The organism is Variovorax sp. PBS-H4 (assembly GCF_901827205.1).
In the GTDB taxonomy this organism is placed as follows: Bacteria; Pseudomonadota; Gammaproteobacteria; order Burkholderiales; family Burkholderiaceae_C; genus Variovorax.
Genome location: NZ_LR594675.1, coordinates 3,857,004 through 3,878,470, shown reverse-complemented (window position 1 = coordinate 3,878,470; position 21,467 = coordinate 3,857,004). Strand labels below are relative to the sequence as shown.

At 67.6% G+C, this 21,467-nt stretch carries 21 protein-coding genes and 1 riboswitch; of the genes, 15 read left to right on the top strand and 6 right to left on the bottom strand.

The genetic code is table 11. The features are described from left to right. Positions 1 to 77: 77 nt before the first annotated feature. Complete coding sequence (gene ilvD / locus E5CHR_RS18355; RefSeq protein ID WP_162581167.1) at positions 78 to 1,772, bottom strand: dihydroxy-acid dehydratase; 1,695 nt, start codon at positions 1,770 to 1,772, stop codon at positions 78 to 80. 98 nt (positions 1,773 to 1,870) lie between these two features. Here ilvD and E5CHR_RS18350 point away from each other — a divergent pair, with 98 nt between their 5' ends. Both E5CHR_RS18350 and lgt read left to right on the top strand, forming a co-directional pair. Further along, positions 1,871 to 2,806 (top strand): LysR family transcriptional regulator, encoded by a 936-nt coding sequence (locus tag E5CHR_RS18350; RefSeq protein WP_162581166.1) that lies wholly within the window; start codon positions 1,871 to 1,873, stop codon positions 2,804 to 2,806. A gap of 60 nt (positions 2,807 to 2,866) precedes the next feature. Then, positions 2,867 to 3,700 carry a prolipoprotein diacylglyceryl transferase gene (lgt, locus tag E5CHR_RS18345; RefSeq protein ID WP_162581165.1) on the top strand — a complete coding sequence of 278 codons (834 nt, stop codon included), beginning with the start codon at positions 2,867 to 2,869 and terminating at the stop codon, positions 3,698 to 3,700. A gap of 104 nt (positions 3,701 to 3,804) precedes the next feature. On the opposite strand, the gene E5CHR_RS18340 is transcribed toward lgt, so the two are convergent. Then, complete coding sequence (locus E5CHR_RS18340; RefSeq protein WP_162581164.1) at positions 3,805 to 5,331, bottom strand: hypothetical protein; 1,527 nt, start codon at positions 5,329 to 5,331, stop codon at positions 3,805 to 3,807. Positions 5,332 to 5,573: 242 nt separating this feature from the next. Between E5CHR_RS18340 and E5CHR_RS18335 the strand changes: the two genes are divergently transcribed. The 5 genes from E5CHR_RS18335 to E5CHR_RS18315 all read left to right on the top strand — a co-directional run bounded on the left by E5CHR_RS18335 (position 5,574) and on the right by E5CHR_RS18315 (position 11,080). Next, positions 5,574 to 6,242, top strand: a complete 669-nt coding sequence (locus E5CHR_RS18335; protein ID WP_162581163.1) for a GntR family transcriptional regulator — start codon at positions 5,574 to 5,576, stop codon at positions 6,240 to 6,242. Further along, a complete protein-coding gene (locus E5CHR_RS18330) occupies positions 6,239 to 7,702 on the top strand; it encodes a malonyl-CoA decarboxylase (RefSeq protein WP_162581162.1) in 1,464 nt (487 codons plus the stop codon). Before E5CHR_RS18335 ends, E5CHR_RS18330 begins: the two co-directional genes overlap by 4 nt. A gap of 73 nt (positions 7,703 to 7,775) precedes the next feature. After that, the gene (locus tag E5CHR_RS18325; protein ID WP_162581161.1) at positions 7,776 to 8,765 is read left to right on the top strand and encodes a Bug family tripartite tricarboxylate transporter substrate binding protein; all 990 of its coding nucleotides are present in this window, start codon (positions 7,776 to 7,778) and stop codon (positions 8,763 to 8,765) included. Beyond that, entirely contained in the window at positions 8,765 to 9,523 is a 759-nt protein-coding gene (locus tag E5CHR_RS18320; protein ID WP_162583784.1) for an enoyl-CoA hydratase/isomerase family protein, read from the top strand. The genes E5CHR_RS18325 and E5CHR_RS18320 overlap by 1 nt, the downstream gene beginning before the upstream one ends. A 12-nt stretch (positions 9,524 to 9,535) precedes the next feature. Next, entirely contained in the window at positions 9,536 to 11,080 is a 1,545-nt protein-coding gene (locus tag E5CHR_RS18315) for a malonate--CoA ligase (RefSeq protein ID WP_162581160.1), read from the top strand. A gap of 24 nt (positions 11,081 to 11,104) precedes the next feature. On the opposite strand, the gene E5CHR_RS18310 is transcribed toward E5CHR_RS18315, so the two are convergent. The 4 genes from E5CHR_RS18310 to E5CHR_RS18295 form a co-directional block, all read right to left on the bottom strand. Then, a complete protein-coding gene (locus tag E5CHR_RS18310) occupies positions 11,105 to 11,530 on the bottom strand; it encodes a universal stress protein (RefSeq protein ID WP_162581159.1) in 426 nt (141 codons plus the stop codon). A 106-nt stretch (positions 11,531 to 11,636) separates the two neighbouring features. Then, entirely contained in the window at positions 11,637 to 12,452 is an 816-nt protein-coding gene (locus tag E5CHR_RS18305; RefSeq protein ID WP_162581158.1) for a sulfite exporter TauE/SafE family protein, read from the bottom strand. Positions 12,453 to 12,738: 286 nt separating this feature from the next. Beyond that, the gene (locus E5CHR_RS18300; RefSeq protein WP_162581157.1) at positions 12,739 to 13,092 is read right to left on the bottom strand and encodes a cell division protein ZapA; all 354 of its coding nucleotides are present in this window, start codon (positions 13,090 to 13,092) and stop codon (positions 12,739 to 12,741) included. Continuing rightward, positions 13,089 to 13,316: a cell division protein ZapB gene (locus E5CHR_RS18295; protein WP_162581156.1), complete on the bottom strand. Its 228-nt coding sequence runs from the start codon at positions 13,314 to 13,316 to the stop codon at positions 13,089 to 13,091. Before E5CHR_RS18295 ends, E5CHR_RS18300 begins: the two co-directional genes overlap by 4 nt. 39 nt (positions 13,317 to 13,355) lie before the next feature. Further along, positions 13,356 to 13,593, top strand: a riboswitch (cobalamin riboswitch). Positions 13,594 to 13,834: 241 nt separating this feature from the next. Between E5CHR_RS18295 and E5CHR_RS18290 the strand changes: the two genes are divergently transcribed. Genes E5CHR_RS18290 through E5CHR_RS18255 form a run of 8 tightly spaced genes read left to right on the top strand, consistent with a single transcriptional unit; the run spans position 13,835 to position 21,465 of the window. Next, positions 13,835 to 15,562, top strand: a complete 1,728-nt coding sequence (locus tag E5CHR_RS18290; protein WP_232062111.1) for a TonB-dependent receptor domain-containing protein — start codon at positions 13,835 to 13,837, stop codon at positions 15,560 to 15,562. Beyond that, the gene (locus E5CHR_RS18285; protein ID WP_232062110.1) at positions 15,544 to 16,128 is read left to right on the top strand and encodes a bifunctional adenosylcobinamide kinase/adenosylcobinamide-phosphate guanylyltransferase; all 585 of its coding nucleotides are present in this window, start codon (positions 15,544 to 15,546) and stop codon (positions 16,126 to 16,128) included. Before E5CHR_RS18290 ends, E5CHR_RS18285 begins: the two co-directional genes overlap by 19 nt. 28 nt (positions 16,129 to 16,156) lie before the next feature. Next, positions 16,157 to 17,065 (top strand): ABC transporter substrate-binding protein, encoded by a 909-nt coding sequence (locus E5CHR_RS18280; protein ID WP_162581155.1) that lies wholly within the window; start codon positions 16,157 to 16,159, stop codon positions 17,063 to 17,065. Next, positions 17,062 to 18,069: a FecCD family ABC transporter permease gene (locus tag E5CHR_RS18275; RefSeq protein WP_162581154.1), complete on the top strand. Its 1,008-nt coding sequence runs from the start codon at positions 17,062 to 17,064 to the stop codon at positions 18,067 to 18,069. The genes E5CHR_RS18280 and E5CHR_RS18275 overlap by 4 nt, the downstream gene beginning before the upstream one ends. Then, complete coding sequence (locus E5CHR_RS18270; protein ID WP_162581153.1) at positions 18,066 to 18,836, top strand: ABC transporter ATP-binding protein; 771 nt, start codon at positions 18,066 to 18,068, stop codon at positions 18,834 to 18,836. The genes E5CHR_RS18275 and E5CHR_RS18270 overlap by 4 nt, the downstream gene beginning before the upstream one ends. Positions 18,837 to 18,855: 19 nt before the next feature. Next, positions 18,856 to 19,425 carry a cob(I)yrinic acid a,c-diamide adenosyltransferase gene (gene cobO, locus E5CHR_RS18265; RefSeq protein ID WP_162581152.1) on the top strand — a complete coding sequence of 190 codons (570 nt, stop codon included), beginning with the start codon at positions 18,856 to 18,858 and terminating at the stop codon, positions 19,423 to 19,425. A gap of 1 nt (position 19,426) precedes the next feature. Then, positions 19,427 to 20,461: an adenosylcobinamide-phosphate synthase CbiB gene (gene cbiB / locus E5CHR_RS18260; RefSeq protein WP_162581151.1), complete on the top strand. Its 1,035-nt coding sequence runs from the start codon at positions 19,427 to 19,429 to the stop codon at positions 20,459 to 20,461. Continuing rightward, complete coding sequence (locus E5CHR_RS18255) at positions 20,458 to 21,465, top strand: aminotransferase class I/II-fold pyridoxal phosphate-dependent enzyme (protein ID WP_162581150.1); 1,008 nt, start codon at positions 20,458 to 20,460, stop codon at positions 21,463 to 21,465. The genes cbiB and E5CHR_RS18255 overlap by 4 nt, the downstream gene beginning before the upstream one ends. Positions 21,466 to 21,467 lie beyond the last annotated feature (2 nt).

The window sequence follows — 21,467 nt, the reverse complement described above, 5'->3', positions numbered from 1 at the left end:
CACGCCCCACCGGCCCGGTCCCGCCCCGGACTTCGAACCCGAACGCATCGAGCCTTTCCGAGGCCGCCCCGTGAAGCTCAGAACTTGTCCAGCACCGCCCCCGAACTCGCGCTCGAGGCGTTGAAGGCGAATTTCGCCTGCACCCCGCGCGTGTAGCGCGGCGCGGGCGCCTTCCAACCCTCGCGGCGCTTCGCAATTTCGGACTCGGGCACGTTGAGCTCCAGCTTCAATTCGTGCGCGTCGATGGTGATGGAGTCGCCTTCCTTGACGAAGGCGATGGTGCCGCCGGCCGCTGCTTCGGGTGCCACGTGCCCGACAACCATGCCCCAGGTGCCGCCCGAGAAGCGGCCGTCGGTGATCAGCCCCACGCTTTCGCCCAGGCCGGCCCCGATCAGCGCACCGGTGGGGGCCAGCATCTCCGGCATGCCGGGGCCGCCCTTGGGGCCGAGGTAGCGAAGCACCATCACGTCGCCGGCCACGATCTTGCCGTCGAGAATGGCCTGCAGCGCCGACTGTTCGTCGTCGAAGACGCGCGCCGGGCCGGTGATGACCGGGTTCTTCAGACCGGTGATTTTCGCCACCGCGCCCTCGGGCGACAGGTTGCCCTTCAGGATGGCCAGGTGGCCCTCGGCGTACATCGGGTTCGTGATCGGGCGGATCACGTCCTGGTCGGCGCGCGGCTGGTCCGGTACGTCCTTCAGCACTTCGGCGATGGTCTGGCCGGTGATGGTGATGCAGTCGCCGTGCAGCAGGCCGGCGTTCAGCAGGATCTTCATGACCTGCGGGATGCCGCCGGCCTGGTGCAGGTCCACCGCCAGGTACTTGCCGCTGGGCTTCAGGTCGCAGATCACCGGCACCTTCTTGCGCATGCGCTCGAAATCGTCGATGGACCATTCAACGCCGGCCGCATGCGCGATGGCCAGGAAATGCAGCACCGCATTCGTCGAGCCGCCGGTCGCCATGATCACTGCTACCGCGTTCTCGATCGCTTCCTTCGTCACGATGTCGCGCGGCTTGATGTCCTTCTTGATCGCCTCGATCAGCACCTTGGCCGACTCCTTGGCCGAGTTGGCCTTCTCGTCGTGCGGGTTGGCCATGGTCGAGGAGTAGGGCAGCGAGATGCCCAGCGCCTCGAAGGCCGAGCTCATCGTGTTGGCGGTGTACATGCCGCCGCAGGAGCCCGTGCCGGGAATGGCGCGCTTCTCGATTTCCTTCAGGTCCTCGTCGCTCATGTTGCCGGCGGCGTTCTGGCCCACCGCCTCGAACACACTGACGATGTTCAGGTCCTGGCCCTTGTACCGGCCCGGCAGGATGGTGCCGCCGTAGACGTAGATGGCCGGCACGTTGGCGCGCAGCATGCCCATCAGGCCGCCGGGCATGTTCTTGTCGCAGCCGCCGACCACCAGCACGCCATCCATCCACTGGCCGCCGACGCAGGTTTCGATGCAGTCGGAGATCACCTCGCGGCTCACCAGCGAATACTTCATGCCCTCGGTGCCCATGGCCATGCCGTCCGAAATGGTGGGCGTGCCGAAGACCTGCGCGTTGCCGCCGGCTTCCTCGATGCCTGCGATGGCCGCGTCGGCCAGCTTCTGCAGGCCGGAATTGCAGGGCGTGATGGTGCTGTGGCCATTGGCCACGCCGACCATCGGCTTCTTGAAGTCGCCTTCTTCGTAGCCCATCGCATAGAACATCGAGCGGTTGGGCGCGCGCGACTTGCCTTCGACGATGTTGGCGCTGCGGCGGTTGATCTGGATAGTCTTGGTGTCCATCGTGTCTCTGCTCGTGGGGGAAATCGGGAAGGCAAGTATCGGACGATTGACTGATTGCTTCCAATCCGAATTTCAAGGCGCATTGATATGCTCCACGTATGAGAGAAAGCTCCATCGAGTTGCGCGCGTGGCGCCAGTTTGTCGCCGTTGCCGAGGAACTGCACTTCGGGCGTGCGGCACAGCGCCTGCACATGACGCAGCCGCCCGTGACGCAGGCCATTGCCCAGCTGGAGCGGTCGCTCGGTGTGGTGCTTTTCGATCGCACGCGGCGGCGCGTTGCCCTCACGCCGGCCGGCGAGGCGCTGCTGCCCGAGGTGCATGAGCTGCTGGCGCGGGCACAGGCGCTGCCCGGGCGTGCCCGCGCGGCGGCGGCTGGCGAGCTCGGGCGGGTGCGGCTGGCCTTCGTCTCAACCATCGGCTTCAAGCGCCTTCCGGCCTGGGTGCGCGAGTTTCGCCTGCAATGCCCGGAGGTCGCGCTGGAACTGGTCGAGGCTACCGGCGACGTGCAGCTCGAGGCCTTCGCGCGTGGTGAGATCGATGCGGGGCTGATGCTGCACTCGCCGGGCTTCGCGCCGCCCGGACTGGAGCGCCTGCCGGTGTCGGAAGAGCCGCTGGTGCTGGCGCTGCCGGCGCGGCATCCGCTCGCGCGCCGCCCGAAGCTGCCATTGGCGCAGGCGCTGGCTGAGCCGCTGGTGATCTTCCCGCGGCGCATCGTGCCCTCGCTCCACGATGCGATCTTCGGGCTCTATCACGCGGCCGGACTCGCGCCGCAGGTGGCGCAGGAGGCGATCCAGATGCAGACCATCGTCAACCTGGTCTGGGGCGGCCTGGGATTGGCGTGGGTGCCCGAGAGCGTGACGCAGTTCCGGCGTGCCGGCGTGGTCTACCGCGCGGCGGCCGAGTTCGCGCCCGTTGCGCGGCGCCGGGCGCCCGTACTGCCGGCCTGCGAGACCAGCCTGGTCTGGCCCGCCGCCGGGCCCAACCCCGCGCTCGCGCGCTTCGTGCAGTTCATCGCCGCGAATGGCTCGACATGAATGACCCACGGATGCGGCCGCTGCCGCAGCCGTGCCGAGGCCGCGCGGCACAATAGCCCGATGCTGACGTACCCCCAGATCAACCCCGTGGCCTTGCAACTCGGGCCGGTCGCCATCCACTGGTACGGCCTGACCTACCTGGCCGCCTTCGCGCTTTTCTATTTCCTCGGCATGCGCCGGCTGCGGCATGAGCCCTTTCGCTCCATCACCGGGCCCGGAGCCTGGACGCGCAAGGACCTGGAGGACATCCTCTTTCTTGGCGTGATGGGCGTGATCGTCGGAGGCCGGCTGGGCTACTGCCTGTTCTACAAGCCCGGCTACTACCTCACGCATCCGCTGGAGATCTTCTTCGTCTGGCAGGGCGGCATGAGCTTTCACGGCGGACTCATCGGCGTGATCGCCGCCATGGGCTGGTTCGCGCGCTCACGTTCGCGGCCGTTCTGGCAGGTGATGGATTTCGTCGCGCCCTGCGTACCCACCGGATTGGCGGCGGGCCGCGTCGGCAACTTCATCAACGGCGAGTTGTGGGGACGCTTCAGCAGCGCCGACCTGCCGTGGGGCATGGTGTTCCCGCAGAGCGGCTCGATGCTGCCGAGGCACCCCTCGCAGGTCTACCAGTTTCTGCTCGAAGGGCTGCTGCTCTTCGTGATCCTGTGGCTGTATGCGCGCAAGGAACGGCGTGAGCGCCGCGTTTCCGCGATGTTCCTCATCGGCTACGGCGTGATGCGCTTTACTGCGGAGTTCTTCCGCGAGCCGGATGACTTCCTGGGCCTGCTGGCGCTCAACATGAGCATGGGTCAATGGCTGTGCGTGCCGATGATCCTGTTCGGCGTGTGGCTCTATGCCAGCGCGCCTGCGGCGCAGCCGGCCTACGGAGCGCACCGGACGGGCTGATCGCGTGGAGGGCCGGATCACGCCAGGTGCGTGACCTCATTTCCAAACGTGGAGCCGTTGGAGCAGGGCATGAGACCCTTCCATCTGTGCGTCCGGTACCCGGCTTACTTCCTTTCGTGAAGGCGCTTCAGCGCTGCCAAGCCTGCCAGGCTTTTCTCGTGGGCCTCCTTGTTGACGAGGCTCAAGGCCATCGCTTCGTTGCCAGTTCCCTCGGCGGCCACATGACCCGCTGCATAGCGGGCGACGTCGAGGAAAACACGCTTCGGAGCGATGCCACTCATGCTGCCCAGCACCACCTGCATGGGGCCTTCCATGACCGCGATCTCCCAGGCTCTCTCGTTGAGCGCGACTCGCCCCATGAGAGCCAGATAGTTCGGAAAGAGCCGATGAGACTCCTCTGCTGATACCGTGGAGAGCCGCCGCTCCAGGTTCGGAATGGACAGGGATCGCAGTGAGTGATTCTGGTTCATGGCGACGACCAGGCGCGCAAAGTCGCTGTCTTTCAAAGTCAGCAGTTTCAGAGAAATGAGCGTTGTGTTTTTCTCCAGAATGATGGGCAATACGTCGGTAACGAGCTCCCCGCTCATGGTGACGTCGCAGAGGTTGAGGGACTGCAAGCGTGGGTGGCTCGTTATTGCCATCAACACTGGTTTCATCGACGAGGGGAATTTGTTGAGCGAGAGGTCCAGACTGACGAGGCTCTCCAGACTGACGATCCGTGCGACTTGCTTCTCATAGAACATCTCGTCCGATGCGGGGCAGCAGCCTGCGAGCGACAGGCTGGTCAACCCGGTCTTGCCCGACAGCACCTCTTTCAAGTTCTGGAGGGTGGATGAGCTCAGTTCGTTAAGGGAAAGATCCACGTGGTGGAGCGCTGCCGCGTTCTTTATCAGGACGCTGTATGACAGGACGCATTTTTCATCTCGCAAGTACCTCAGCGTCAGCTCCTGCAGCGTGAGGGCATGCCTGTCGGAGAGCGCCTCGGCGAGAGAGTCATGCTCCCCTTCGTCGATGCCATGATTTGTGTCGAGGTGGAACCCGCTCAAGTTTGCGCAGGCGTTGAGGAGTTCCAACGCCAGGTTGAAGGGCTTGTTCGTATCCTCGAAGTGCAGGTTCCGCAGCTCGAGCAAGGGAGGGCAGGACGGCGGATCGGGCGGCGCCGACAATCGGACGGTACACGACTTGAAGTTCAGGGATTTCAGGTCGGGTAATTGACCCAAGAGTTCGAACAGGAGAGAAGTGCTAGCCCAATCGAACTCTTGCTTGGACAAGATCAGCTTGGAGACGGTGAGCTGGCTGACCGAGTTGGAGGCTGGCATGGCCTCGAGCAATGTCCGCCATGCGTGTTCATTGGCGGGGCTGCTGATCTCGAGCGTCTGCAAGGGTACCTGCGCCAGCAGGTTGCTCAGGGGTTTGACCTTCCCACGGAACATGCATTCAGAGATCAAGATGCTCAACTCAGTGTCAGTTGGCATGTAGCTGGGTCGCCGGCCAAGTTCGCGGACCAGCGAATTGAATTTGGCAGTCGGATCGGAGGGTGAAAGCTTGCCAAGGCTTTCCCGCCAGTCCTCGGAAAGCAAAGGTTGGTAAGCGGAGCGGTCGGGGCGGGGGCGAGACTTTTTGATGTGCATGACGCTCTTTTCACAGCTTGTTGCGGATGTTGTTGACGTCACCTGACAACGCAGGCGACACAGTGTGTGACGGTCGCGCGCGCAAGGTTCCGCGCCGCGGCTCAGTTCTTGACTGCCGGGAAGTTGGCTCCTGAGCTGAGGCTTTGCGGGGCCCGCGATCGGATTCCGCCACACCCTGCGTGTTGATAATTACGCGTAATTACCGATAATCACGGCCACTCCGGCCTGGTACAACAGCACCCATGCGCATCGTCCATAACTCCCTGCACGACGAGGTCGCCTCCACCCTGCGCGAGGAAATCTTTGCGGGCACCCTGGCGCCGGGCAGCTTCGTCGACGAGGCCGCACTGTGCGAGCGGTTGTCGATCTCGCGCACACCCTTGCGCGAGGCCCTCAAGGTACTGACGGCCGAGGGCCTGCTGCGGCACGAGCAGCGGCGCGGCTGCTTCGTGGCCGAGGTCACGCAGAAGGACCTGGACGAGATTTTCCCGGTGATCGCGCTGCTCGAAGGCCGCTGCGCATGGGAGGCGGCGCGCAACGCCAGCGATGCCGAGCTGGCAGCGCTGGAGGCCTTGCACGACAGGCTGGCACGCCATGCTCGCGCGAAGCGAATCAACGAGTACTACGCCACCAACTTTGCGATCCACGAGGCCATCATCATGCTGGCCGACAACCGCTGGCTGGCCCAAGTCATCAGCGACCTGCGCAAGATCCTCAAACTCGCACGCCTGCAGCAGTTGCACGCACCGGGTAGGCTCGAGCAAAGCCTCTCGGAACACCTGGCCGTGTTTGCCGCGCTCAAGGCGCGCGACAGCGACGGGGCCGAGGCCGCCATGCGCACCCACCTGAGCCGCCAGCGCGAGGCCCTGCGGGCCGTCGCTGCGCAACAGAAAGCGAAGCTGATTTCATGATCACCAATGCCTCCGACTGGATCACGCGAAATGTCTCGCGGCTGCGCCCGAACGCCGACGCCGAGAGCAAGCAAGCCGCTGGCACCAAGACGCCTAAGGCCGCCAATGCCGGCCCCCGTCCGCTGGCCGAGCGGCTCGAGGCCACGCTGCGCCGCCCCGGCGAGGCGCTGGCGCCGCGTGCGCTGCGCCGCGCGCTGGGCGAGCTGCAAGCCGTGATCGATCCGCGCATCAGCGAGGTCGAGGCCGGCCGCCGCGCCCATGCGGTGGTGCAGTGGTACGCCGGGCGCGAGCTCGACGAGCGGCGCGACGTCTGGCTGCTGATGAGCGAGTGCTTTGCCCCCGACCTGGGCAAGGTCAGCACGGCGCGCGACCGCCACCAGGCCGCGATGGGCACGGCCGAAGAGCCCCAGGCCCAATTGCATCTGCGGCGCGCCCTGGTCTCGCCGCGCCTGCGCCTGTTGCAGCGCTTTGCCATCGAACCCGAGGGCATGCGCTTCCTGGTCGACCTGCGCGCGCAATTGCTGCCGCATCTCAAGGGCGACCGCCGCCTGCTTCCGCTGGACGCCGAACTCGAGCACCTGTTCTCGACCTGGTTCGACGTGGCCTTCCTGGACCTGCGGCGCATCAGCTGGGACTCGCCGGCCTCGCTGATCGAGAAGTTGATCCAATACGAAGCCGTGCACGACATCAAGAGCTGGGCCGACGTCAAGAACCGGCTCGACAGCGACCGCCGCTGCTACGGCTTCTTCCATCCGCGCTTGCCCAACACGCCACTGATCTTTGTCGAGGTGGCGCTGGTCGACCACATCAGCGAGGGCATCGTGCCGCTGCTCGACGAGGCGGCGGCGCCGGTCAAGGCCGACCGCGCCACCACCGCGATCTTCTATTCGATCAGCAACACGCAGGACGGCCTGCGCGGCGTGAGCTTCGGCGACTCGCTGATCAAGCGGGTGGTCGAGACGCTGCAGGCCGAGCTGCCGCGTCTCAAGACCTTTGCCACGCTGTCCCCGATCCCCGGCTTTCGCGGCTGGCTCTCGAAGAATGCAGGCGCGCTGCTGACCCGACTGGACGAGAAGCGCCAGACCGAGCTGGGCCGGGTGGTCGGTTCGCTGCCGCCCACGGCTGAGCGCGTGCTCGCCGCGGCAGAGGAGGCGAGCACGCTCGACGCCAAGTCGCCGGTGCGTCAACTGCTGCTGAACGCCGCCGCCGAATACCTGGGGCGCGCGACTGCCGAGGGCAAGCCGGCCGACCCGGTGGCGCGCTTTCACCTGGGCAATGGCGCGCGGGTGGAGCGCCTCAACTGGGCCGGCGATCCCTCGCCCAAGGGTCTGAAGCAGTCCTACGGGCTCATGGTCAACTACCTCTACGATCTCAGGCGACTCGACAAGCACCGCGCCCTGCTTTCGCAAGGCAAAGTGGCGGTGTCGGGCGAAGTGGACGATCTCTTTCTCAAGGGTTGATCCCGAGAGGGGCCATGCGTATTGCGCCGTAGGCCCCGGCGCATTGGTCATCACAACGACAGGAGACACAGCAATGAGCTCAACCTTTCAGCGGCGCGATGTCCTGCGCCTGGCCGCGGCCGGTGCCGCCGTCACGCTCGGCGGGGCCGCGTACGGGCAATCGGCCTGGCCAGCCAAGCCGGTGACGCTGGTGGTTCCATTTCCCGCGGGCGGCGGCACCGATGCCTTCGCGCGGCCGCTCGCAGCCCAGTTCTCGAAAGCGACCGGCCAGTCGCTGGTGATCGACAACCGCGGCGGCGCCGGCGGCACCTTGGGCGCGAGCATCGCGGCCAAGGCGCAGCCCGACGGCTACACGCTCTTCATGGGCGCCGTGCACCACGCGATTGCACCGTCGGTCTACCCAAAGCTCGACTACGACATCGAGAAGGACTTCGTGCCGCTGATGCTCCTGGCCAGCGTGCCGCAGGTGGTGGTGATCAATCCGAAGCGCGTATCGGCCACGACGCTGAAGGATTTCGTCGCCGAAGCCAAGAGGAATCCAGGCAAGCTCAATTACGCCTCGGCCGGCGCCGGCACCTCGCATCACCTCGCCGGCGAGCTCTTCAAGCTTCAGACCAATACCTTCATCACCCACATCCCCTACCGCGGTGCGGGCCCGGCGCTGCAGGACCTGATCGCCGGCAATGTCGACTGCATGTTCGATGGCCTGGGCTCTTCCGCGCAGCACATCAAGGCCGGCCGCATCAAGGCGCTGATGATGGCGGGCGGCAAGCGCAACTCCGCCTTCCCCGATGTGCCGAGCGCGTCCGAAGTGGGCCTGCCCGACTACACCGTGACGACCTGGTACGGACTTTGGGCGCCCAAGGGCACGCCGGCCGAAGTTCAATCCAAGATCGTGGAGGACATGCGCAAGGCGCTCGCCACGGAGGAACTCAAGGCGATCTGGGCCAGCAACGGCGCCGAGATCCCGAACCTCGTCACCACGGCCTATGGTGGTTTCGTGAACTCCGAGATCAAGCGCTGGGCAGGCGTGGTCAAGGCGTCGGGCGCGAAAATCGAATGATGCCGGGCGCCGTCAGGCTGGAGCGCGTGGGCCCGATCGCCTTCGTCACGCTTGGCAATCCGGGGCGGCTCAATGCGATGTCCCGTGCGATGTGGCGCGAGCTGCGCGCGGTGTTCGGCGAGGCACTGCCCCGCGACGGCTCGCTGCGCTGCGTGGTTGTGCGCGGCGAAGATGGCCAGTTCTGCGCCGGCGGGGACATCTCGGAGTACCCGTCGTTCCGCTTCGACGAAGCCTCGCTGCGCGAATTCCACGAGAACGAAGTCTGGGCCGCGCTGGCAGCCATGCTGGCTTGCGAGCTGCCGCTGGTCGCGCAGATCGAGGGCGCGTGCATGGGCGCGGGGCTGGAGATCGCGAGCTGCTGCGACATCCGGCTTGCCGGCCAGAGCGCGAAGTTCGGTGCGCCGATCGCGAAATTGGGGTTCCCGATGGCGCCGCGCGAAGCGGCCCTGGTCCGTGGCGCCGTCGGCCACACGCTTGCGCGGGACATGCTGCTGGCCGCGAGCGTGCATGACGCGCAGCGCCTCTTTGACGCCGGCTTTCTGCTGGCAGTGCTGCCCGATGCAGAGGTGGCCCCCAAGGTCTTGGCGCATGCGCAGCGCGTTGCAGCGCTGGCGCCGCAGGCCGCGCGCGCCAACAAGCGTACGCTGGCGGCTGTTTCCGCCGAAAGCCTGCTCGCCACCGCCTACGACTATGCCGATTCGCCCGAGCATCGCGAGGGCATCGCCGCCTTTCTTGCCAAGCGCCCGCCCGTCTTCTGAACACCTCATGACATGACCGACCCGACCAACGCCAATCTTTTCGCCGTGCTGCGTGCGGCCTTCCCATCGAACCTCGATGCGATCGCGGTCGAGACCGATGACGGCCTGTACTACGCCTGGCGCGACCTGGAACGCGGCAGCGCCATGATCGCCAATTTGCTCGATGCGATGGGGCTGAAGCCCGGCGATCGCATTGCGGTGCAGGTGGAAAAGTCGGTCGAGGCCATGATGCTCTACCTGGCGACCCTGCGCGCCGGGTACGTGTTCCTGCCGCTCAACACCGCCTACCGCGAGGCGGAGATCGCCTACTTCCTCGGCAACGCCGAGCCCGCGGTGGTCGTGTGCAGCAGCGCCAATGCCGGCTGGGTGGCGCCACTGGCGACTGCGGCCGGGACAAGGCACGTGTTCACGCTGGATGATGACCGCAGGGGCACGCTGCTCGAAGTGGCGGCGCAGTGCAGCGACCAGCACCGCGTGGCGCAGAGGAAGCCGGACGACCTGGCGGCGATCCTCTACACCAGCGGCACCACGGGTCGCAGCAAGGGCGCAATGCTCACGCACCGCAACCTGCAGTCGAACGCCGAGGTGCTGAAGGACTACTGGGGCTGGCGGCACGGCGTCGACGTGCTGATCCACGCGCTGCCGATCTTTCACGTGCATGGTCTTTTCGTCGCCATCCACGGCGCGCTGATCAGCGGCAGCCGGATGATCTGGCTCAACCGCTTCGACCCGAAGCGCGTGGTGGCGCGCCTGCCCGACGCGACGGTGTTCATGGGCGTGCCCACGTTGTATACGCGCATGCTGGCCGAGCCCACGCTCACGCGCGAAGCGTGCAACGGCATGCGGCTCTTCATATCCGGCTCTGCGCCGCTCTTGCTCGAGACCTTCGAGGCCTGGCGCGAACGCACCGGCCACACCATCCTCGAGCGCTACGGCATGAGCGAGACCGTGATGCTCACGTCCAACCCGTACAGCGCCGTGCAGGGCGCGCGGCGGGGCGGCACGGTGGGCTTTCCGCTGCCGGGCGTGCAGCTGCGCGTTCGCGATGACGCCGGCCAGCCATGCCCGACCGGCGAGATCGGCCACATCGAGGTGTCGGGGCCCAATGTTTTCGCCGGCTACTGGCGCATGCCCGACAAGACGAAGGAGGAGTTCACCTCCGACGGCTTCTTCAAGACCGGGGACGTCGGCCGGATCGACGACCTGGGCTACGTGACCATCGTGGGCCGCAGCAAGGATCTGATCATCAGCGGCGGCTACAACGTCTACCCTGCCGAGATCGAGGGCTATATCAACGACATGCCGGGCGTTGCCGAGAGCGCCGTGATCGGCGTGCCGCATCCGGACTTCGGCGAGGTCGGCGTGGCGGTCGTCACGGCCAGGCCCGGCGTGGCGCTCGATGGCGAGGCGATCGTCGCCGAGCTCAAGGCAAAGCTGGCGAACTTCAAGATTCCCAAGCGCTGCTTCATCGTGCCGGAGCTGCCGCGCAACACGATGGGCAAGGTGCAGAAGGCGCTGCTGCGGGAGCAGCACAAGGGGTTGTTCGAGGTGGGGTAGGCCCGCAGCCGAATTCCCGCTCGGTTACTGCACCAGCAGCACCGTGATGTCCGTCTCCGCGATCACCTTGGTCGCCACCGAGCCCATCAGCGCGCGGCCGAAGATGCCGTGGCCATGCGTGCCCATCACGACCAGCTCGGCCCCGGCCTCGGTTGCGGCCTTCAGGATTTCCTCGGCCGCATGGCCATGGCGTCCCTGGTTGCGGAAGTTTGCAATGCCATGTTTCTCGAAGAAGCCCTTGACGGGTTCGAGCACCTTCGCGTTCTCTTCCGTGTAGTAGTCCGCCATCACCTCGCGGCTCAGGTGGCGTGCAACATGCCCTGGCACACCGGTGCACACGTGCACCATGACGAGTTCATTGCCATCGACGAACATGGCGCGGTGGGCGACGAGGTAGTCGAGCGCCTTCTGGGTATGGGAACTGCCGTCGACGGCGACCAGGATCTTCATGCAAACCTCTCGTTGTCTGGAACCTGCGGCCATGCGCCGCATGCCAGGTTATACGGCGCGGCGCCGCGCGCGTATAGAGAAGCCGACCGCATGCAGGGATTTGCGCTCAGCCGCGAAGGCCTTTCCAGAGCATGTAGGCGGCCAGCACGTACAGGATGCTCGCGAATACGCGTTTGAGCTTCGACACCGGCAGGTTGTGCGCGGCCTTGGCGCCAAGTGGCGCAGTGAGGAAGCTGGAGATCGCGATCACTCCCAGCGCCGGCAGCCAGATGTAGCCGATCGAGCCCTCGGGCAGGCCTTGCACCGATTGGCCGCTCGCCACGTAGCCCACCACGTTGGCCAATGCGATGGGAAAGCCCAGGGCCGCGCTGGTCGCCACCGCATTGTGGATCGCGATGTTGCACCACGTCATGAAGGGCACGCTGATGAAGCCGCCGCCCGCGCCCACGAGGCCCGAGATGAAGCCGATCGCGCCGCCGGCCGCAAGCTGGCCGCCGGTGCCCGGCAACTGCCGGGTGGGCTTGGGCTTCTTGTCGAGGAACATCTGCGTGGCTGAAAAGCCGACGAAGAGCGCAAAGAAAATCGCGAGCGCCTGCCCCTTGAGCAGCGCGAACACGCCGAGGCTGCCCACGAGGCTGCCGATCACGATGCCCGGGGCGAGCCGCCGGGCAATGTCCCAGCGCACCGCGCCACGCTTGTGGTGCGCGCGCACGCTGGAGATCGATGTGAAGATGATGGTAGCCATCGAGGTCGCGATGGCCATCTTGACGGCCAGGTCGGCCGGGACGCCCCGATGGCCGAGGATGATGGTGATAAAGGGAACCATCAGCATGCCGCCGCCGATGCCCAGCAGACCGGCGAGGAAACCGGTGCCAACGCCGAGCAAGGCAAGTTCGGCAACCAGCAAGGGGGCGATCGTCATGGAAAGCTCTTGGTTTTCTTGAACTTAAAAAAACCACGGCCCCGAAAGCGGGGCCGTGGCCGTCGAGAAAAGGTGTCTGCGAGTGGGGCCGGACTCGCATCCTGAACCGGGGTTCAGGTGGGCGAGGGCAGCAAGGCTTCGGGTTCATCTGACGCGAGATGATCACACCCGCCAAGCGATATACCAAGCCCGGCTCCGTAGAGCATTGGAACAAGGACATATAGAGCCCGACGCACACCGCAGACGAAGTGAATTTTACGCCTGCCGCGGCCCCTGCGGGTAGGTCTCAGAGCAAATGGCCGTCACCGGCGAGGGCTTGATCGAGGCGCTGGATCAGCTGCGCGGCGGGGCCGTCGTCGAGCTCGCTGGTGCCCGGGGCCACGGCTGGCGCCGGCGCGGAGACCGGCGGCGATGGCGCCGTGGCGGCGGCCAGGGAGGCTTCACGCTGCGCCAGGTCGAAGGCCAGGTTCAGCGAGGCCAGTACCGCGATGCGGTCGCGCGCCTTGACCTTGCCCGCGTCGCGGATCTTGCACATCGCGGCATCGACCCGCTCGACCGCCTCGCGCAGCTGTTGCTCGCCGCCTTCGGGACAGCCGAGCAGGTAGCTCTGGCCCATGATCTGGACTTCGACTTGTTTCATCGGTTGGAGGAGGCGTCTTGTGGAGGATCGGCCGGCAGCTGCTCGAGCAGCGCATCGAGCCGGCTGCGCGCCGCGGCCAGGCGCGACTTGAGCGCGTCGCGCTCGCGCGTCAGCGCATTCACCTGCTCTTGCAGCAGCGCATTGGTTCGCTGCACCTCTTCGTGGCGCACAAGCAAACGTTCGACGCGCTCGGCGATCTGATCAATACGGCTCGGTGCAGGCATGGGGGGCGATTGTAGTTTCCGGCCAAGCGCGCATTTACACATAAAATCCGCCGCGTTGGTGCTCGCGCCGTGGTTCACGCGGCGCAGTTCAACGGGAAGCAGGAGTCGAAGCCCCTCGGGGCCGAGCCAGCCTGCGCTGCCCCCGCAACGGTCAAACAGCCGGCACCCCTCGGTGCCACTCTCGTCAACAAGCCACTGGGCGCCCTGAAACAGGTGCCTGGGAAGGCGGCGGGGGCGTGCTGCCAGCCCGGATACCGGCCAACGAGGCGGCTGCCCGCATGCGCGAGCACGCGGCAGCCATGACGCCCAAGCACCGGCGGGGAAGCCGGTGACGGGCATTGCTCTCTCGTGTCTTCATGATGACTTCCAACGTTTCTTCCGCGCATGCCGATGGTTGCGGCTCGGCGCGACTTGTCCCTGGGCCGCGTGTCCTGGCCTTCCCGATCGCCGCAGCGCTGGCCGGCCTTACTGGCGCTCCAGCCCTCGCACAAGGCAGTCCCATACTTGCCGAGACGGTGGTGACCGCCACCCGCACGCCGACGCGTGCCGACGAACTCTTGTCCGACACGGTCGTCATCGACCGCGCGCAGATCGAGCAGCAGGCCAGCCGCACGCTGCCGGAGATCCTGGCGCGCGTGGCGGGCGTACAGATCGCAGCCAATGGCGGCCCCGGCAAGGCCAGCAGCGTATTCATCCGCGGTGCCGAAGCGCGGCACACGCTGCTCCTGATCGACGGCGTGCGCTATGGCTCGGCCACGCTCGGCACCCCGGCATGGGAAAACATTCCCGTTGACATGATCGATCGCATCGAGGTCGTCAAGGGCCCGGCCTCCGCGCTGTACGGCAGCGACGGCGTCGGCGGCGTGGTGCAGATCTTCACGCGCAAGGGCAAGTCCGGCGATCTGCCGTTCAGCCCGCGCGCGTCGACCACCCTCGGCAGCGAAGGCTACAAGCAGATCACCGGCGGCTTCAGCGGCGCCTCGGGGCCCTTGACCTATTCGCTCGACGCGCAGCGCACCGTCGACAAGGGCTTCTCCTCGACCAACCGCAAGGTGCCCTTCGGCAACTTCAACCCTGACCGCGATCCGTTCGCGCAGAGCGCGCTCAACGCCTCGCTGGGGTTCCAGATCAATCACGACTGGAAGATCGACAGCGGCCTGCTGTATTCCGAGGGCATCAACCACTATGACGATGGCCCGGACTGGGACACGCGCAGCCGCGTGCGAACGCAGACTGCCTACATCGGCGCGAGCGGCACGGTGACATCCGCGTGGAAGACGCAGCTGCGCTATGCGCAGAGCCGCGACTACACCCGCAACATCGTTGCAGACCCGTTCAACATGCCGGGACTGTTCGAGACCACGCAGAAAGAGTATCTCTGGCAGAACGACATCGCGACGCCGATCGGTACGGTGCTGGCCGGGCTGGAAAGACGCACGCAAGAGGTGAACAGCGACACGCGATACACCGTCACCGATCGCGACATCGACTCGGCCTTCGTCGGCCTCAATGGAAATGCCGGCAACCACAGCTGGCAGGTCAATGCGCGGCACGACGAGAATTCGCAGTTCGGCAACAGCAACACCTGGTTCGCCGGTTATGGCTATCGTATTTCGCCGAACTGGCGCGTCCATGCATCGCACGGCACCAGCTTCGTCGCACCTTCATTCAACCAGCTCTACTACCCGGATTTCGGCAATCCTGCGCTGCGGCCGGAGGAGGGCAGGAACACCGACGTCGGCATCACCTGGAGCCAGGACGGCCACAGCGTGAAGCTGGTGCGCTACGACAACAGGATCACCGGCTTCATCACCAGCACCACGCGACCGGAGAACGTGCCGCGCGCGCGCATCGAAGGCTGGACGCTGGGGTACGACGGCCAGTTCGGGCCATGGACGGTGCATGCGAGTGTCGATTCGCTCGACCCGCGCAACGAGCTCACCGGCGCGCAGTTGCCGCGCCGCGCGAAGAACCAGGCGTCGCTCGGCGTCGACTACGCAGTCGGTCCCTGGAAGTTCGGCGCCTCGGCCCTGCACGTGGGCCGGCGCTTCGACGACACGCGCAATACCATGCGGCTTGGCAACTTCACCACCGTGGATCTTCACGGCGAATACAAGCTGTCGAAGGACTGGACCGTGCAAGGCCGCATCACCAATCTCAGCGATGTGAACTACGAGACCGTCTATGGCTACAACCAGCGCGGACGCGCGGCCTACCTGACGCTGCGGTGGCAACCGAAGTCGTGAACCGCAGGTCGCGAGAGCTGGTCCTCGGTGGCCAGCGCAGCGGCAAGTCGGGCCGCGCCGAGCTGCGGGCGGCCGAATGGCTCGCGCGCGGTCCGGCGCACCGCGCCGTCCTGATTGCAACCGCGACCGCGCATGACGAGGAGATGCGCGAGCGCATCGCGCGCCACCGCGAGGGCCGGGCACGGCGCGTGCCCGGGCTCGTGACGGTGGAGGAGCCCGTCCAGCTCGGCCCCGCCTTGGCGCGGCACAGCGATCCCGGCACGCTCGTGGTGGTCGACTGTCTGACACTGTGGCTGACCCATCTGCTGATGCCTCCGGACACCGCCGGCGCCGCAGCGCCTTGCGTCGTCGATGCCGAAGCGGCGCTGCTGCACGCGCTGCACGACGCCCGAGGACCGGTGCTGCTGGTGAGCAACGAGATCGGCCTCGGCGTGGTTCCCATGGGCCGCGAGACGCGCGCCTTTGTCGATGCGCTGGGCCGGCTCAACCAGGAAGTCGCCTCTGTCTGCGAGCGTGTGACGCTGATGGCAGCGGGCCTGCCACTATGCCTGAAGGAGCCCTCATGAGCCGCACCGACACACTGCCGCTCGGACGATGCATGACGCTGAAGCCGAAGGGTCTCTTGTGATCGCGCTTGCCAAGCGCCTGTTCGCCGGCCTCCTGGCCTTGTGCGCACTCGCGGCCCATGCGGTGATCGTGACCGATGAGCGCGGCGTGGGCGTGGACTTGCCACAGCCGCCGCAGCGCATCGTGACGCTGCTGCCCTCGCTGACAGAGTCGGTCTGCACCTTGGGCGCCTGCGACCGGCTGGTCGGCGTCGACCGCTATTCGAACTGGCCGGAGGCAGTGCGTGCGCTGCCGCAACTCGGCGGCGGCATCGACCCCAACGTCGAGGCCATCGTGGCGCTGAAGCCCGACGTGGTGCTGCTCGCGGCCTCCTCGCGGGTCACCCAGCGGCTGGAGGCACTCGGCCTCAAGGTGCTGGTGCTCGAGCCGCGCAGCCATTCGGATGTGCGCCGCGTGCTGGACTCCCTGCAGCAGGTGCTGGGCAGAGGCGATGCCCGGCGCGTGTGGGAGTCCATCGATGCCAGCGTTTCGGCCGCGGCGCAGTCGCTGCCGGCCGGTATGGCGCGTACCCGCGTGTACTTCGAGGTCAACAACGCGCCGTATGCGGCGAGCGAGAGCTCCTTCATTGGCGAGACGCTCGCGAGGCTGGGCGTCAGGAACATCGTGCCGGCCTCGCTGGGGCCATTCCCCAAACTCAATCCCGAGTATGTGGTGCGCGCCGATCCGGACTTGATCATGGTGGGGGCACGCAGTGCCCAAGGGCTCGAGCGGCGGCCGGGATGGTCCGGCATCCGCGCCGTGCGCGAGGGTCGCATCTGCCGCTTCAACGCCGAGGAGTCCGACGTGCTGGTGCGTCCGAGCCCGCGCATGGGCGAGGCCGCGGGCCTGATGGCGCGCTGCCTGCGGGAGAAGGCGCCCGGAGGCGCCGGCGAGTGAGGAGCGAACATCGCCGCGCACTGGCGCTGGGCATCGCCTTGCTGGTGTTGGGCGCGGGCCTGCTCGTGCTGGGGGCCGGCATCGGCAGCACAGGCTTCGAGAGCGTGCTGGCGGCCCGGCATGACCCGGTGGCGGCGCAGATCGTGTGGGACATCCGCGTGCCGCGCACGCTCGGCGCCTGGCTTGCGGGCGCGCTGCTGGGGTTGGCGGGGGCCGTGGCGCAGGGGCTGTTCCGCAATCCCCTGGCCGATCCCTACCTGCTGGGCAGCGCCTCGGGTGCCTCGCTGGGCGTGGCCGTGGCGCTGGCGATGTTCGGCGTGTCGCCAACCAGCACCGAATGGGTCGTGCGCCTGGGGCTGACCGGGGCGGCCTTTCTGGGCGCGGTGCTGGCGGTCATGCTGACGCTGTTGCTCGCCCGCGGCGTGCAGCAGACGCTGCGTCTCTTGCTGGCGGGCGTGATCGTCGGCGTGGTGCTGGGCGCCTTGAAGGACCTGATCGCCATCGCATCGGCCGACATCCTGCAGGCGCTGCAAGGCTTCATCCTCGGCAGCACCGGGCTGGTCGGCTGGAGCGCCTGCGCGGTCATGGGCGCCTTGGGCGCGGCCTGCCTGCTGCTGGGGTGGATGCTTGCGCCGCTGCTCGATGGCCTCGCGCTGGGCGAGGCGACCGCGGCCAGCCTGGGCCTGCCGCTGGGCGCGATGCGCGCGGCGCTGGTGGCGGTGCTGGCGCTGGCCACCGGCGCCGCGGTGGCGCAGACCGGGCTGATCGCCTTCGTCGGCCTGGCCTCGCCGCACCTGGTGCGCTCTGCCGTCAAGACCACGCACGCCCGGCTGCTCGTGCTGTCCACCGCAATGGGCGGCCTCCTGCTGATGGCAGCGGACCTGCTGGCACGCTGGCTGATCGCGCCGCAGGAACTGCCGGTCGGCGTGCTGACGGCGGTGCTCGGCGGCAGCTACCTGCTGTGGCTCATGCACCGGCGCAACGCACGAGGCGGCTTCCGATGACGGCCGCCCTGGAGGCGAAGCAAGTGAGCGCTGCGCTGGGCGGGGTCGAGGTGCTGCACGCGATCGACCTTGCACTCGCTGCCGGTCGCTGGACCAGCATCGTCGGCCCGAACGGTGCCGGCAAGTCCACGCTGCTCAAGGCGCTTGCCGGGCTGTTGGCGCATCGCGGCGAAGTGCGCATCTCCGGCGAGCCGCTCGCTGCCTTGTCGGGCCGCGCGCGTGCCCGGCGGCTGTCCTGGCTGGGACAGGGCGGGGCGGGGGAGGGCAGCGCCGACGACCTGATGGTCTACGACGTCGCCATGCTCGGCCGCCTGCCCCACCAGCGCTGGCTGGCGGCGCCCACCGAGGCCGATCGCGCGGCTGTCGAGCGCGCGCTGCGCAGCACCCAGGCCTGGGACTGGCGCGATCGTCCGCTGGGCCAGCTGTCGGGCGGCGAGCGGCAGCGCGTGCTGCTGGCGCGCGCGCTCGCGGTCGAGGCCGAGCTGCTGCTGATGGACGAGCCGCTGGCCAACCTCGACCCGCCGCACCAGGCCGACTGGATGGCGCTCGCACGCGCACTGGTGGCCGAGGGCCGCACCGTCATCAGCGTGCTGCACGAGCTCAACGTCGCGCTCGCGGCCGATGCCATGGTGGTCATGGCCGCAGGCCGCGTGCTGCACCAGGGCGGTTGCGAGGACCCGGCCACCCACCAGGCCCTTCAGGCCGTGTTCGGCGGGCGCGTCGTGGTGCACCGGGTAGCGGGGCAATGGATCGCCCTGCCGCGCTGAACATCCACAAGGAGAACCCATGCAGATCGAAACCCCGCCCAGCGAGAAGCCGTACGACAAGCCCGAGGGCGAACGCCGCGGCCTGGTGATCGTCAACACCGGCGACGGCAAAGGCAAGAGCACGGCCGCCTTCGGCCTGGCGTTGCGCGCGCACGGACGCGGCAAGGCCGTGAAGATCTTCCAGTTCATGAAGGTGCCGAGCGCGCGCTTCGGCGAGCACCGCATGTTCGAGCAGCTCGGCATTCCCATCGAGGGACTGGGCGACGGCTTCAGCTGGAAGAGCCAGGACCTCGAGCACTCGGCGCAGCTGGCGCGCGAGGGCTGGGAGAAGGCCAGGGCGGCGATCCTCGCGGGCGAGCACTTCCTGGTCGTGCTCGACGAGATCACCTATCCGCTGATCTACGGCTGGCTGCCGCTCGACGCAGTGCTGGAGACCTTGCGCACGCGCCCGCGCGAGGTGCATGTGGTGTTGACGGGCCGCCGCTGCCCGCCCGAGATCGTCGAGCTGGCCGACACGGTGACCGAGATGCAGATGGTCAAGCATGCCTTCAAGGCGGGCATTCCGGCGCAGCGCGGCATCGAAGACTGACATGCCCTGGCTCTGGCTCTTTCCCCTTCCGGGGGAGGGCTGGGGTGGGGGCAGCGCTGCGCTGGCTCACGCCGTAGCCCTGGTCCTCGCCCTGGCCATCGACCGCGTGCTGGGCGAACCGCGAGCGCGCTGGCATCCGGTCGTCTGGATGGGCCGCTACCTCGCCTGGGCCGGCCGCCTTGTCGCGCCTCCGATCGATGCCGCATCGTCCCGCCGGTTCGGCCCCTTCGCCGCCGGAGCGCTCGCCTGGTGCGCCGGCGGCGCGGCCGTCGTCCTTGCCGCCACTGCCCTGAGCGCCGCAGCCGCTCGCCTGCCGGACTGGGCTGCGGCGCTGCTGCTCGGCCTCGCCCTCAAGCCCCTGCTCGCCTGGCGCATGCTGCGCGACGAGGTACTCGCGGTCGAGGCGGCACTGGCCTGCTCGCTGGCCGAGGGGCGCAACCGGCTCGCGCACCTCGTGAGCCGCGATGTTCGCGCGCTCGACACAGTCGCAGTGCGCGAAAGCGCCATCGAGTCGCTGGCCGAGAACCTCAACGACTCGGTGGTCGCGCCGCTGTTCTGGTTCCTGCTGCTGGGCTTGCCCGGCGCGGCGCTCTATCGTTTTGCCAACACGGCCGATGCGATGTGGGGCTACCGCGGCGAACGTAGCGGCCGCGACTGGGAATGGGCCGGCAAGTGGGCTGCACGCGTGGACGACGTGCTCTCATGGCTGCCTGCGCGCCTTACCGCGCTGCTGCTCGCCCTGTCTTGCTCCCCCTTCCGCGTGCGGCAGAGGGATGGGGCGAAGGTGCTCCAATCGCTTCCCGGCGAAGCCCGCCGCACCCCATCCCCCAACAGCGGCTGGCCCATGGCCGCCATCGCCTTGCTGCTCGGAGTGCGCCTCGCCAAGCCCGGTGTCTACGTGCTGAATGCAGGGGGCCGACAGGCCACTCCCGCCGACACCCGCCGCGCGGCGACGCTCGGGGCGCGAGTCGCCTGGATGGCTGCGGCCCTGGCGGCGATCGCACTCCTGCTTCCTTCAGCATGGGGCCATCCATGAAGCTCGACGAACAAGCCCTGCACGGCGGCCCTGATGCCCGCGGGCCCGTGCCGCACGACTTCTCGACGAATGCCAATGCCTGCGGTCCTTGTCCGATGGCCGTCCAGGCGCTCGCGCAAGTCGATGCGGCCCGCTATCCCGACCCGCGCTACACCGCGCTGCGCGAAACGCTGGGCCGCTTCCATGGCGTGGCCGCGGAGCGCATCGTGATCGCCGCGAGCGCCAGCGAATTCATTGCGCGAATCACGGCTGCCGCGGCGCAGCAGGGCGGCCGCGCGGTCTGGCTGCCGCGGCACGCCTACGGTGACTACGCGCGCGCGGCCGCAGCCTGGGGGCTCGACGTGCGTCGCGAACCCGAATCGCCGACAGGCCATGCGCTCGTGTGGTGCTGCGATCCTTCCAGCCCGTTGGGCGAGGTCCAGCGGGATCTTGCGGCACTTGTCGAAGCGGTGGAGGACTCCGGCACCTGCGTGCTCGACCTGGCGTACGAACCCCTGCGCCTCGAAGGCTGCCTTGAACTCGGCGCCGCGCAGCGGGATCGCGTCTGGCAGATGTGGACGCCGAACAAGGCTTTGGGACTGACGGGTGTCCGGGCGGCCTATGCAATCGCCCCCAGCGATGCATCAGGTCTGCCGGAGCGACTGGACCGGCTCGCGCCTTCCTGGCCGCTGGGCGCGCACGGCGTAGCGCTGCTCGAAGCGTGGACGCTGGCCGAGACACAGGCTTGGCTCGACGCCAGCCGCGGCCAGCTGCGCAGCTGGAAGCGCGAGCAGCAGGCGCTGTGCACCGCGCTGGGCTGGTCCGTCCTGCCCAGCGTCGCAAACTACTTCTGTGCCCGGCCCGATGCGTCCAATGCGCCGCGCTCGGAAGCCTTGCGCGAGGCCGGCATTCAACTGCGTGATGCCAGTTCCTTCGGGCTGCCGGGCCATGTGCGGCTGGCCGTGCTGCCGCCGGCCAGCCAGGCGGCGCTGGGCCAAACCTGGGCGCGTGCACGTTCGCAGTAGTG

Coding starts and splice junctions, on each gene's coding strand:
- ilvD (WP_162581167.1), bottom strand. CDS start 1,772: ATGGACACCAAGACTATCCAGATCAACCGCCGCAGCGCCAACATCGTC.
- E5CHR_RS18340 (WP_162581164.1), bottom strand. CDS start 5,331: ATGCACATCAAAAAGTCTCGCCCCCGCCCCGACCGCTCCGCTTACCAA.
- E5CHR_RS18330 (WP_162581162.1), top strand. CDS start 6,239: ATGATCACCAATGCCTCCGACTGGATCACGCGAAATGTCTCGCGGCTG.
- E5CHR_RS18300 (WP_162581157.1), bottom strand. CDS start 13,092: ATGAAACAAGTCGAAGTCCAGATCATGGGCCAGAGCTACCTGCTCGGC.
- E5CHR_RS18315 (WP_162581160.1), top strand. CDS start 9,536: ATGACCGACCCGACCAACGCCAATCTTTTCGCCGTGCTGCGTGCGGCC.
- cobO (WP_162581152.1), top strand. CDS start 18,856: ATGCAGATCGAAACCCCGCCCAGCGAGAAGCCGTACGACAAGCCCGAG.
- E5CHR_RS18255 (WP_162581150.1), top strand. CDS start 20,458: ATGAAGCTCGACGAACAAGCCCTGCACGGCGGCCCTGATGCCCGCGGG.
- E5CHR_RS18325 (WP_162581161.1), top strand. CDS start 7,776: ATGAGCTCAACCTTTCAGCGGCGCGATGTCCTGCGCCTGGCCGCGGCC.
- E5CHR_RS18335 (WP_162581163.1), top strand. CDS start 5,574: ATGCGCATCGTCCATAACTCCCTGCACGACGAGGTCGCCTCCACCCTG.
- cbiB (WP_162581151.1), top strand. CDS start 19,427: ATGCCCTGGCTCTGGCTCTTTCCCCTTCCGGGGGAGGGCTGGGGTGGG.
- E5CHR_RS18270 (WP_162581153.1), top strand. CDS start 18,066: ATGACGGCCGCCCTGGAGGCGAAGCAAGTGAGCGCTGCGCTGGGCGGG.
- lgt (WP_162581165.1), top strand. CDS start 2,867: ATGCTGACGTACCCCCAGATCAACCCCGTGGCCTTGCAACTCGGGCCG.
- E5CHR_RS18305 (WP_162581158.1), bottom strand. CDS start 12,452: ATGACGATCGCCCCCTTGCTGGTTGCCGAACTTGCCTTGCTCGGCGTT.
- E5CHR_RS18310 (WP_162581159.1), bottom strand. CDS start 11,530: ATGAAGATCCTGGTCGCCGTCGACGGCAGTTCCCATACCCAGAAGGCG.
- E5CHR_RS18280 (WP_162581155.1), top strand. CDS start 16,157: ATGCATGACGCTGAAGCCGAAGGGTCTCTTGTGATCGCGCTTGCCAAG.
- E5CHR_RS18350 (WP_162581166.1), top strand. CDS start 1,871: ATGAGAGAAAGCTCCATCGAGTTGCGCGCGTGGCGCCAGTTTGTCGCC.
- E5CHR_RS18320 (WP_162583784.1), top strand. CDS start 8,765: ATGCCGGGCGCCGTCAGGCTGGAGCGCGTGGGCCCGATCGCCTTCGTC.
- E5CHR_RS18295 (WP_162581156.1), bottom strand. CDS start 13,316: ATGCCTGCACCGAGCCGTATTGATCAGATCGCCGAGCGCGTCGAACGT.